Origin of the sequence: Brevibacillus porteri (genome assembly GCF_003013475.1) — a bacterium.
Classification (GTDB): domain Bacteria; phylum Bacillota; class Bacilli; order Brevibacillales; family Brevibacillaceae; genus Brevibacillus; species Brevibacillus porteri.
On sequence record NZ_PXZO01000078.1, the window covers coordinates 1 to 11499 of the forward strand.

An 11499-nucleotide genomic window follows, 5' to 3' on the forward strand; every position below is an offset into this window, starting at 1 on the left:
AGAGCTGCATTCCCAGACGCAAAACCTCAACGCACGGGAGCAGGAACTTCTCGATCTCGAACAAGAGCTTCAGACTCAAGGCCAAGACCTTCAATCCCTAGCTCAAAACCTGCAAACGCAAGAACAACAACTCACGTCCAAAGAGCTAGAGCTGCATTCCCAGACGCAAGACCTCAACGCACGGGAGCAGGAACTTCTCGATCTTGATCAAAAACTTCAGACGAAAGACCAAGAACTTCAATCCCTGACTCAAAACTTGCAGACGCAAGAACAACAGCTCCAATCCAAAGAGCAAGCGCTGCATTCCCAGACGCAGGACCTCAACTCACGAGAACAGGATCTTCTCGATCTTGATCAAAAACTTCAAACGAAAGACCAAGAACTTCAATCCCTGACTCAAAACCTGCAGACGCAAGAACAACAGCTCCAATCCAAAGAGCAAGAACTGCATTCCCAGATGCAAGACCTCAACTCACGAGAACAGGACCTTCTCCATTTTGAGCAAGAGCTCCAAGTACAAGGCCAAAAACTGCAGACACAAGCAGATAATCTGCAAACAAAAGAACAAGAACTAACAATCCTCGAACAAGGTATCAAAGCGCGGGGGCAAGACCTTCTCACCCAGGCGCAATACCTTCAAGCACGAGAGCAAGACCTTTACACTCTCGAGCAAGAGCTGCAAACACGCGGGCAAGAACTTCTCTCTCAAAATCAAAACCTCCAGACGAAAGAACAAGAGCTGCTCACTTTCGAGCAAGGGCTTCAGGCACGAGATCAAGAGCTTCTCGCACAGACGCGAGACCTTCAAGCACGGGAAGAAGAACTAAACGGTTTTGAACAAGATCTGCAGGTACAAGGAAAAGAGCTACAAGCTCATGCGCAGGCGTTGCAGGTTCAAGAACAAGAGCTCAAGACCCATGAACAGGGGCTTCGGGATTGGGAACAAGCCAACCTCTCCCAGGAGCAGGCTCTTTTGGCTCAGAGCCAAGAACTACAGGTTCAAGAACAAGGGCTTCAATCCCGAGAGCAAGCGCTGCAGCTTCGCGGGCAGGAGCTTCTCTCACATGAGCAGGAAATCCACTCCCACGAGCAAGAGTTACTCACGCTAAAACAAGAGCTGAACGAGCGAGATCAAGAGCTACACAACCAAGAGCAGGAGCTGCAGGCTCAAGGGCATACCCTACACAATCGTGAACAGGAATTGCTTACTCGGGAGCAAGAACTAAATACACTGGAATTGGCCCTCCTCTCTCAGGAGCAGGAAATCCATGTTCAGAGGCAAGATTTGCAAACCCGAGAGCAGGAGCTACAAGTACAGAATCAAGATAGATACACCCGAGAGCAGGAACTTGAAGCGCAAAAACAGGATTTACGTACGAAAGAGCAAGAGCTAGAAGCCACCCGCCACGATATGTTGCAAAAAGCAATAGATCTCGAACAAAGTTGGACGGCAAAGCACGAAGAGACTTCTCAGCAATTAACAGAAGCTCTCCTTGAGCTGGAAGCAGCTCGGTTAACGAAAAATCAACTCGTCGCTGACTATAAAAAGCTGGCCGAATCACATTCCCTACATGAGCAAGAATTGCAGCAAAGCATCCAAAAACGCGACGAAGAAATCCAACAAACACAAAACACCGTTAAGAGTCTCCAGTCGGAGTTAACAAATACACAACAGAAATTAACGGAGGCACAGGATCGTATCAAAGCTTTTCAGCAACAAACCAAAGAAACTGACGAAAAGCTCGCAAATATCTCTCTTCAAAAAACTAAATGGAACGAAGTACTGGAGAAAACTACCCAAAAATACGATTCTCTGTTAACAGAAAAAGAAAAAACCATTGAGCAGTTTACATCCCAAGAGCAAGTGTTGAAAAAGACGATCACCGGACTCAAAAACATGGTGAAAGAACTCCAAAACACCGAAGAAAAATACAAACAAATCATCAAAGAATTCACGCAAAAAGAAGCTCGAACCAATAAAGCCTTCAGTCAACTCCAGCATAATACCCAATTTCAACCAAGTACTCAATTCCAACCAAACACCCAATTCATGCCAAGCTCCGATCCCTCCACTCAACAACTATCTTCCACACCAGTAAAAATGCAGATGCCCTATCCAAGAAACGGCAACGAATTCAACCCGTTTCGTTGAAAAGTTGAAAATGTGCGAGAGCCGTTACCATGTGAATCTATCCTGAATACAACATAATACAGTACAGAAAGGGAGGAAAAACCATGACACCTGAACAAATGCGTGCACTGTATCAGCAACGTCAACAACATCAAGTCCATCCTGCTCAGCGTCCATCGAGAATGCCGCCATCACCATTGCCAAAATCCGGTCCGGTTCACAGAGTCCAACCGCAACCGTCCGTCCAGAATAGAACAAGCGGAGGTTGCTGCGGCAGGCGTTGGCAGGGCTAATCTTTTAGAGATCCCCTTTTCCATGACCCGTGCAGTCTGGGATGAAATCATCCGAGATTCCCTGGAGAAGAAGCCAAATGAAACGTGCGGATTGCTTTCCGGTAGAAATGGGAGTGCACAGACGGTTTGGCGTATGGAAAATACATTGAAAAGCCCGGTCGCCTTCGCCATGGACCCTAAGCAGATTCAACACGTTTTCCACAAAATGGCGTTACGTGGGGAGCATTTGGTCGGGATCTATCACTCCCACCCTACTGCACCTCCCATTCCGTCACCTGAAGATATTGCTTACTGTCATTACCCGGAGGTCGCGTATCTCATCGTTTCGCTCGCTTCTCCACAACCAGTTCTCGGCTGTTTTCGAATTGAGGGGTCTTTTGCTCGGGTGTATCCTTATACAGTCCGTAACTAGTGGTCAAAATCACTCAAAACAAAAGAACAGTGGGAATTTACTCCCGCTGTTCTTTCTGTTTTTGAAGATCGCCATGTTCCATTGAACTGGGTAGCAGCCATTCCCTTTTCTCCCAGCTGACAAAATCATCTTCCCACTTTACCTGGAAGCGGTCCTCCTCAATATGAATGACGACTCCCTTTGCGCCATCCTTTACGTATACGACCAGATCGCCTACTTGTATCACCGCTCATCGCCGCCTATTACCCGAGTCTGAAGATGATTCCGTGTCCACCCTTCGGATACACCCATTTGATATTTTCGTACGGACAACCAATGCGGCAGCTCCCACACTCGTGACACCCTTCGTAACCGACGTGCATCCGCACTTCTTCCCATTTGTATACTTCCGCAGGACAGAAGATCGTACAGAGCTTATCAGGGCATTGCGTCGCACAAACATCTGCGGAGAGCACATGCAGATGTGACTCCGTGTCCGCTTTGAAGCGCACAAGGTACTGTTTCTCCTCGATTGACTGGCCCTTCGGTAGATCCTGCATCACTTCATCACCCTCCACGCATTCATCAAGTCACGCGCCATTTTCCATTTGTCCTTCGCAGAGCCGAGGTCGCTCCATATTTTCTTCTGCTTGCTCCATTTCGAGCTGCCATCAACCGTGAACATTTGACTCGCCGCTTTGTTCATCATCGGAATATACTGTTCGAAATACTGCGGGAATTTTTCAAAGTGATGCGTTGCGTCCTTGTACTTTTTCAAATCTTGACCGACAAAGCTATTCAACAGATTGATTCGGTACCCGTCGAGCATTTTTTCAGAATAGTCCCCTGCCTCTTTTGCCGCCAGGATCGTTTCCGCCGCCATGACACCAGATGCCATTGCCATATTCGATCCCTCTCGATGGATTGCATTGACGAGCTGGGCAGCATCTCCTACGACAAGTACACCATTGCCGACAATTTTGGGAATGGAACGATATCCGCCCTCGGGAATCAGGTGCGCCAAGTATTCCTGCTGCTCACAGCCTTGGATATACGGCCGAATCATCGGGTGATTCTTTACATAGTCTAACAACTCATACGGCTTGATCTTGTTTTTGATTAGACCTGACAGCATCGTCCCTACCCCAATGTTCAAGCTGTCCTTATTCGTATACAACCACGCCGTCCCCAAAATCCCTTTGGTCGAATCCCCGAAAATTTCAATCGTACAACCGTGATCGCCCTCTAAGTTAAAGCGATCCTCGATTATTTTGCGATCCAGCTTTAATACTTCCATGACAGCGAGCGCTACTTCATCTGGGCGAAACTCTTTGTGGAAGCCTAACGATTTCGCCAGCAAGGAGTTGACGCCGTCTGCTAGCACGACAACATCTGCGTATAGATCCCCATCCGGTCGATCTGTTTTGACACCGACTACCTTGCCATTTTCAACAATGCACTGCAAGGCAACAGTCTCATTAAGTAACAGTGCTCCCTGCTGCACGGCTTTATCTGCAAACCATTGGTCAAATTTCGCCCGCAGCACCGTGAAATTGTTATAGGGTTCCTGGGCCCACTCCATGCCTTTATAACTGAAATTGATGGCTGATTCCTTATCGAGCATCATGAACCGTTGTTCGACGATCGGACGTTCAACAGGCGCCTCTTTGTAAAATTCGGGAATGATGTCTTCCATCGTTTTACGATACAAAACACCTCCCATGACGTTTTTGGAACCCGGATATTCCCCGCGCTCCATCAACAGAACATTTACACCCGCTTTGGCAAGCGTATAAGCACAAGCTGTGCCAGCCGGACCTGCTCCGACAATGATTACATCAAATTTCTCAGCCATACGTTACCTCCTTGTCCGGCTCCTTTTGGAATGCTTCAATGAGCAATGGCACAATTTCAAAAGCATCACCGACAATACCGTAGTGACAAGACTGGAAGATGAGTGCATTCGGATCTTTATTGATGGCAATGATCAATCCCGAGTTGCGCATGCCGACCAAATGCTGGATAGCTCCCGATATGCCGATGGCAAAGTAAATTTTGGGCGTAACAGTCACTCCCGTCTGCCCTACCTGATATTCATGACCGATCCAGCCTGCTTCCACCGCATCTCTGCTTGCCCCAACGGTTGCCCCGATTCGTTCTGCAAAGCGATGAATAAGTGCAAAACCTTCCTTGCTTCCGAGTCCCTTGCCTCCAGCGACGATCACATCGGCCTCATCCAGCCGCACCTTTTCCTTCGTCTCCCTGACGATTTTCAGTACTTTTGTGCGAATGTCTTCTTCACGTAGCTCCATGCTTTCTTCGATAATCTTTCCTGTACGTGACTCGTCTGGCTCAAGCGCTTTCATGACTTTTGGGCGAACGGTCGCCATTTGCGGGCGATGTTTTTTGCACAAAATGGTCGCCATGATGTTACCGCCAAACGCTGGACGGCTTGCCTCCAATAAGCCTGTCTCCGCGTTCACATCGAGCATGGTCGTGTCAGCGGTCAGCCCTGTCTCCAAGTCCGTCGCGACAGCGCTCGCCAAATCTTTTCCGGTTGAAGTCGCACCGTACAAGATGATTTCCGGCTTGTGCTTTTGAACACATTCGATAACAGCTCGCATGTACGACTCTGTTCGGTAATCATGAAAAATCTTGTGATCGTATACATACACTTGGTCCGCACCGTATGGAAACGCCGTGTGGGCCAACTCCTTGATTCCATCTCCGATTAACAAGCCAGCAAGTGGCACGTCTCGCTTGTCAGCCATTTGTCTTCCCGCCCCCAACAGCTCGAGTGATACAGGCGCGATACGGCCGTCACTCACCTCTAAAAACACCCAGATGCCACGAAAATCATCCAGATTCATATCTGCTCCTCCTTCACCCGAAACAGTCGCTGTTTATCGTGCAAAATTTCCATCAAGCGTGCGATTTGCTCGCTGGCGCTTCCTTCGAGTATCTCGCCACCTTTTGGCTTCTCTGGGGGCCAAACTTTGGCAACAATGGTAGGAGAGCCCTTCAGACCTAACTGCGTCCGATCGATATCCCCCAAGTCATCGACGGACCAAACAACGGGATTATATTTAGCAGCTCGAAGCATGTTAGGCAGCGGAGAATAAGGTACCTCGTTAATCTCCTTCTCCACGGAAAACAAACAAGGCAAGGTCGACTGAATGACTTCATAACCATCCTCCAGCTTTCGATGCACGATGGCGTAACCTTGTTCTTTGTTTATTTCCACTACTTTTTTCACACACGTGAGCGGCGGAATATCCAACCTTCTGGCGACACCCGGTCCGACTTGTCCCGTATCACCGTCGATGGTCATCTTCCCGCAAATGACGAGGTCGACTGGCTGGCTTTCTGCAATCTTCTCAATGGCTTTGGTAATTGCATAGCTGGTCGCCAATGTGTCTGCTCCGGCAAATGCACGATCCGTTACCAGATAGCCTGCGTCTGCTCCGATCTCGATACATTTCCGAATAGCCTTCACCGCTGGTGGCGGTCCCATGGTGACGACGGAGACCACACCCCCATATCGATTTTTCAAACGAACGGCTTCCTCCACCGCATGTGCATCATACGGGTTGAGAATGGCTGGCGCACTGGCGCGATCCATCGTATTCGTCTTCGGATTCATCTTGATGATTTTGGTGTCCGGCACCTGCTTAATGCAAGCAACAATATGCAGCATGATTGATCCCCCCTTGCTGCCGGGCGCGATACCTATGCCTGTACAAAAGGTTGCCTTTCTTACGCGCAATCAGATCGGGCAGCTTGTCGTTCATTGTTATAGCCTATTGCGATGAAGCCGAGCTTAGACCAGTAAAAACAGGCCTCTGAATTTAGATATCAGGGGCCTTCATGGAAACGTAAAAAGACGCCAAACATCAGCTTAGCGATGCGTGGCGTCTTTTGACTTATGGATTAATCTTTATCAATGGATAGTTCAATCGTAGCATCCGTGAACTTCTTGGCAACTCTTTTCAGTTTGATTTCCAAACCGATTTGCGGCAGGATTTTACCGACTTCGGGCACTTCCGGCATCGAGTAATCATCACTGTCTTCAAACTCAGTTACTCCATCCAACGGCTCGTATTCCATGGTTCCCATAATGTAATCCAGCTTTATTCCAGAAGTGTCGTTCGGGCTAAACGCAGCGTCATTCACTTGGTAACGGGAGTCTGCAATTGCCTTTTTGTTACCTTCATCATTGTTCCAGTAACGTACTTCCTGATGGGCATCTACTACACCGAGCATGCCGTAGCCTGGATGCAGGCTCGTATTGTTGTCACGGGTTCTTTCATAGCGACCATCAAAGTACCAGATCACCATACCTGGATCATACGTGAAGAAAGAGTCGTTGCGTCGGAAATGCTTCAGACCAGCGTCAATTCCTTCGTGAGAACGCAGCTCAATTAGGTAGTACGCATCGAACATTTTTCCTTTTCCATCGAAGTGAGAGAAACCATCCAATTTGAACTTCTTCTCACCCTCTGCATCATCTGCGAAGATGACTTGTCCATCCGCCTCTACTTCAAAGTTATCCAAATAGAAGCCATCCATCACGAAAGCGACATCCGTTACATAGTTAAACTCGACTTGTACCTTTTTACCAGTGAACTCGTTCAGGCTGATTTCTTCTTTGTCCCAGCCTTTTGTTACGTCATCGTATTTTTGAACTTCTTTTTTCTCGCCTGTATCCGCGTCGATTACATTGACGCTCACGTAGTCATAGCCTTCCTCAATGCTTCTCCACGAATCGAATTTCATCGTTGCGGAGCTGACCCCTGATAAATCGATCACATCAGACGTCATTTTTGTATTCAGCTTGTTGCCTTCATCCGAGAAGTAGGCGTATCCACCATCTTTTGGTTCAACCGGCGGTTTCTTTTCGACCTTTGGCATGTTCAGCTTGATGACCTTGCCGTCCTTCTCAAGGCTGCTCGCATCAATGAGTCGAAGGGATCGCTTGCGCTTCTCTACATCCTTGTAGTCCAGCACGTACGGATTAATCCAGTTTCCACCGAACATTTGTTGCAGCACCATTTTGGACCAAGGATCAAGGCCAGTAGGTTCTGTTTGGAAAACCTTACCTGTATGGCTACCGGACGACATGAGGGACCAAGCACCTACTGGCGAATCTTTTCCGCCTCTTGTCGTGTCATACAAGTCTGGCAAACCGAGATTGTGTCCGTATTCGTGAGTGAATACGCCTGGTGCGCCATCCTCTGGTTGAATCATGTAATCAAACGCTTTGAGGCTTGTACCTGGAATTTCTACAGGTCTCTTCAAAGTCCAACGGTGGGACCAAATCGCATCTGCGTCTTCCCCAGTTTCTTCGCCGATCCCAGCATGAACGAGCATGAGGTTGTCCAGATTGCCATCTGGCTCCATCAGATCACCATCGCCATCGAAGTCATACGGATCGCGCTGATCGTACAATTCCTCTTTCCCGGCAATGGAATCCCCAACTGCCTCAAGCGTCTCGATTACTAGATCGCGCGGATTGGAATCGTCACCAGCCTTGGAATTTTCACCATAATACTTGTAGCTATTCTCAGCCATTTGCCATGGCGTTACTACACCATCAACCGTCCACGTTTTTCCCGATTGCAGATAGAAATATTTCGCCATCGTTGTCATGCCGATACCTTCAGGAGTTTCGTACCCCTTCTGATCAAACAGCATCTCTTTGTAGTGCTTTTCGTTGAAGTCTTTCGTCCAAAGCGAGTCATTCACTTTTGGTAGCTGATTATGCTCCCGGTCAGGGAACTCGACAAGAGCGACAACGATGTTATCAGTATGTAGTCGTTTGGAAGAGCGCAATTCATCGCCATCCTCCATCTCAGCCACTTTCTGGGCTGCCTTCGCCAATGCTGCCTGCTGACCTCTGCTTGCTTCTTTACCGAAAGAGGTCGATTCGTCAACGCCGTGTGGTACTTTTTTGTCTTCCAAGTACTCGAGCAACGCCTCGTCAATCTCATCCTGATCGGCGTCTTCATCAATGATTCCTTGCTCCATTAACCCTTTAATCAATCGCTCCAGGTTAACAGTGGACAAGTCTACATGCAGATCATGCTTGTCCTCTTTTGATTTGGCCAAACCTGCTGTAGGTGCAGCCACGAAAGTACTGAGCACGAGTGAGGAGGAGAATAAAACGGATAAGAGCTTCTTGCTTTTCTTCACTACGGTTCACCCTCTTTTTCTATCTATTTGTGATGCATCGGAAAAATCAAACCCCCAATTCCGATTATTCATAATTATTGCGTGATACGTAATTTTTGCCAAATTCTTTTCTTCGACAAAAAATACTTCCCGTTCAAAAGAAATTGCTCAATAAGGCTATCGAACTAGTTACGACAAGTGCCGAATTTTCGGCTAATCATTTATTCACAGGGTATCTGTTCGATATATTACCGTTGTGTCTACATCCTAAAGACCCATAGAAATTTGTTGAATTTTGTCGAAAAAACTCGATATTTTTCTATCATATATTTCTTTCGCCCCCCTCTCTTTCTTGCAAAACAACTCGATTATCGGTACGATCGAATAAAAATGCTCGTGTTTTCCATGGAGGATTTTGATGCTGCAAACATTTGGTTTTTCTCTGTATGAGAGTAAAGTTTATGAAGCGTTGGCGTCTAGCGGCGAGCCTCTCGATGCAGCAATGGTCGTGAAGCATTCGGGAGTGCCAAAAGCAAAAATTTACGAGGTGTTGAATCGTCTGGTAGAAAAGGGGATGGTTCTTGACACCGTATCGGAAAAGAAAAAGCGGTATACAGCCCTGCCTTTGGACAGCCTGGTAGAAAAGCTGACCCGCCAATTTCAAACAGACGTCAAAAAATTGACCAGCTCCCTTTCTCATAAAGCCGTACGTGATGACCGTGTCTGGAGCCTGAAGGTTGATGAATCGATCCGCGCGGAATGCAAACAATTGATCCAACGAGCAACACGGTCTATTCGCATCTCTGCCTGGTCCAATGATTTTTTGGAATATGTACCCCTACTGGAGATGAAAGAAAAAGAAGGGGTGGAGATCGAAGCCTTGGTCATCGGGCAGATTAACACCAAGCTCTCCTGTGTTCATTCCTTTATCCCTGTGCAAGAGCATCAAGGCTTGGAGCGCTATCAGCTAATCGTAGCGGACCAAGATGAAATGATTTTTGCAGGCGAGGAGGACACGGGCTGGCATGCGATCAAGACACGCGGTCAACCTTTCGTCAAATTTTTTGCTGATTCTTTTTACCATGATGTCGCGTTGACAAAAATCACCCAAAAATATGTGGATCAACTCTTTGACGATGAAGAAATCCGCAAGATGATCATTCGCCTCCGATACTGACAATACCTGGACTTTGGCTTTTGGCCAGAGTCTTTTCTATTTGTAAGGAGAAATTACTAGTTGCACAGGATCGAAAAGGTTACTATTATGGTAGTAACCTTTTTCTTGAGAGGAGCTATTGTTTTGAATCCACGTGTCTTCATCTTAGCGATTGCTACCTTTGTTGTAGGTACGGTGGAATTGATTATCGGTGGTACGCTCGATCTGATTGCTCGCGATCTTCAGGTATCGATTAGCGCTGCCGGACAATTAATCACCATATTCTCACTTGCATTTGCTGTTGCCGCTCCTCTGCTCCTGCATGTTACGAGGCGTGTTGAGCGCAAAAAGCTATACTTGTATGCATTAGCGGCCTTTTTCCTGAGTAATGTGCTCGCGGCACTTAGTCCGAGCTACGCTGTATTAATGACGGCGCGCATCTTGAGCGCAGCAAGCAGTTCCATCCTGATTGTGCTGTCGATTACGATTGCGACGAGCCTTGTGGAACCTGCTTATCGCGGCCGTGCCATTGGCGTTATTTTCATGGGGATTAGCGGTTCGCTCGTGCTCGGCGTCCCTGTCGGATTGGCTCTGGGGAATGCCTTCGGATGGCGTGCCCCGTTTTGGCTAATTGCGGCACTGAGTATCGTCGCGATGATTTTTATCCTCTTGTTTTTGCCAAAAGTCCAAACTGCACCGCCGATTCCGCTACGTGATCAAATGACTACCCTCCGTAGCAGCAAGCTATTCAGCGCCTTGTTTATCGTCTTGTTAATGCTGACAGGTCACTTGACGCTTTATGCATACTTTACTCCTTATCTGCAAACGACGATGAATGTGGACGGAACGACACTGAGCTGGATTTATCTCTTGTTCGGGATTGCTGCCGTTGCAGGCGGTGGTATTGGGGGGTGGATCTCAGACAAATGGGGAGCAACCAAAAGCATTCTGTTCATCATTCCAGTGTTTGGCTTGATCATGTGTGTCTTGCCGTTTTTTACAGGCTCGCTATATTTGTTCTTGCCGATCATGGTAATCTGGAGTGCGCTTAGCTGGGCTATTTCGCCAGCACAACAAAACTATTTGATCTCCTGCTCACCTGCTACCGCAGACATTCAATTAAGCTTGAATACTTCTGCCCAACATTTAGGTATCGCCCTTGGCTCTCTGGCTGGCGGTCTCGTCGTCGAGCGGTCATCTGTCATCTACACACCTTGGGTTGGAGCAGTGTTCGTCCTGCTTTCGTTCGGATTTGCCTTTTACTCGATCTCACGTCCATTTCAAGCACAGGAAAGCCAAGTAGCGCAGCCTGCGCCAGGACAAAATGCATAGCGACTCAATCGAGTAGGAGGGAGTG

11 protein-coding genes are annotated in these 11499 nt (G+C 47.7%); 5 read left to right on the top strand and 6 right to left on the bottom strand.

Annotation, left to right across the window (positions count from 1 at the left end; genetic code table 11):
* From C7R92_RS31520 to C7R92_RS31525, 3 genes are all read left to right on the top strand, one after another.
* Positions 1–2152: coiled-coil domain-containing protein (locus tag C7R92_RS31520; RefSeq protein ID WP_482758284.1), on the top strand; the 2152-nt coding region annotated here is incomplete at its 5' end.
* Between the two features lie 83 nt (positions 2153–2235).
* The gene (locus C7R92_RS33065; protein WP_145958313.1) at positions 2236–2424 is read left to right on the top strand and encodes a hypothetical protein; all 189 of its coding nucleotides are present in this window, start codon (positions 2236–2238) and stop codon (positions 2422–2424) included.
* 22 nt (positions 2425–2446) lie between these two features.
* Positions 2447–2836 carry a M67 family metallopeptidase gene (locus C7R92_RS31525; RefSeq protein WP_069846554.1) on the top strand — a complete coding sequence of 130 codons (390 nt, stop codon included), beginning with the start codon at positions 2447–2449 and terminating at the stop codon, positions 2834–2836.
* 37 nt (positions 2837–2873) lie between these two features.
* Here C7R92_RS31525 and C7R92_RS31530 read toward each other — a convergent pair whose 3' ends face one another.
* The 6 genes from C7R92_RS31530 to C7R92_RS31555 all read right to left on the bottom strand — a co-directional run bounded on the left by C7R92_RS31530 (position 2874) and on the right by C7R92_RS31555 (position 9007).
* A complete protein-coding gene (locus C7R92_RS31530; protein ID WP_017251140.1) occupies positions 2874–3062 on the bottom strand; it encodes a hypothetical protein in 189 nt (62 codons plus the stop codon).
* A 16-nt stretch (positions 3063–3078) separates the two neighbouring features.
* On the bottom strand, positions 3079–3375 hold the full coding sequence (locus C7R92_RS31535; RefSeq protein WP_007726971.1) for a ferredoxin family protein: 297 nt from the start codon (positions 3373–3375) through the stop codon (positions 3079–3081).
* Positions 3375–4670, bottom strand: coding sequence for an FAD-dependent oxidoreductase (locus tag C7R92_RS31540; protein WP_016739331.1), 1296 nt, complete (start codon positions 4668–4670; stop codon positions 3375–3377). The genes C7R92_RS31535 and C7R92_RS31540 overlap by 1 nt, the downstream gene beginning before the upstream one ends.
* The gene (locus C7R92_RS31545) at positions 4663–5685 is read right to left on the bottom strand and encodes an electron transfer flavoprotein subunit alpha/FixB family protein (RefSeq protein ID WP_017251138.1); all 1023 of its coding nucleotides are present in this window, start codon (positions 5683–5685) and stop codon (positions 4663–4665) included. The genes C7R92_RS31540 and C7R92_RS31545 overlap by 8 nt, the downstream gene beginning before the upstream one ends.
* Complete coding sequence (locus C7R92_RS31550) at positions 5682–6512, bottom strand: electron transfer flavoprotein subunit beta/FixA family protein (protein ID WP_069845507.1); 831 nt, start codon at positions 6510–6512, stop codon at positions 5682–5684. Before C7R92_RS31550 ends, C7R92_RS31545 begins: the two co-directional genes overlap by 4 nt.
* A gap of 233 nt (positions 6513–6745) precedes the next feature.
* Positions 6746–9007, bottom strand: coding sequence for an immune inhibitor A domain-containing protein (locus C7R92_RS31555; RefSeq protein WP_106836861.1), 2262 nt, complete (start codon positions 9005–9007; stop codon positions 6746–6748).
* Positions 9008–9404: 397 nt separating this feature from the next.
* Between C7R92_RS31555 and C7R92_RS31560 the strand changes: the two genes are divergently transcribed.
* Positions 9405–10163 carry a TrmB family transcriptional regulator gene (locus C7R92_RS31560; protein ID WP_069845509.1) on the top strand — a complete coding sequence of 253 codons (759 nt, stop codon included), beginning with the start codon at positions 9405–9407 and terminating at the stop codon, positions 10161–10163.
* Between the two features lie 123 nt (positions 10164–10286).
* On the top strand, positions 10287–11474 hold the full coding sequence (locus C7R92_RS31565) for an MFS transporter (protein ID WP_106836862.1): 1188 nt from the start codon (positions 10287–10289) through the stop codon (positions 11472–11474).
* Positions 11475–11499 lie beyond the last annotated feature (25 nt).

Excerpts from the sequence above, each read along its gene's own strand:
- C7R92_RS31560 (WP_069845509.1), top strand. The coding sequence starts at position 9,405 with ATGCTGCAAACATTTGGTTTTTCTCTGTATGAGAGTAAAGTTTATGAA.
- C7R92_RS31525 (WP_069846554.1), top strand. The coding sequence starts at position 2,447 with ATGACCCGTGCAGTCTGGGATGAAATCATCCGAGATTCCCTGGAGAAG.
- C7R92_RS31540 (WP_016739331.1), bottom strand. The coding sequence starts at position 4,670 with ATGGCTGAGAAATTTGATGTAATCATTGTCGGAGCAGGTCCGGCTGGC.
- C7R92_RS31535 (WP_007726971.1), bottom strand. The coding sequence starts at position 3,375 with ATGCAGGATCTACCGAAGGGCCAGTCAATCGAGGAGAAACAGTACCTT.
- C7R92_RS31545 (WP_017251138.1), bottom strand. The coding sequence starts at position 5,685 with ATGAATCTGGATGATTTTCGTGGCATCTGGGTGTTTTTAGAGGTGAGT.
- C7R92_RS33065 (WP_145958313.1), top strand. The coding sequence starts at position 2,236 with ATGACACCTGAACAAATGCGTGCACTGTATCAGCAACGTCAACAACAT.
- C7R92_RS31550 (WP_069845507.1), bottom strand. The coding sequence starts at position 6,512 with ATGCTGCATATTGTTGCTTGCATTAAGCAGGTGCCGGACACCAAAATC.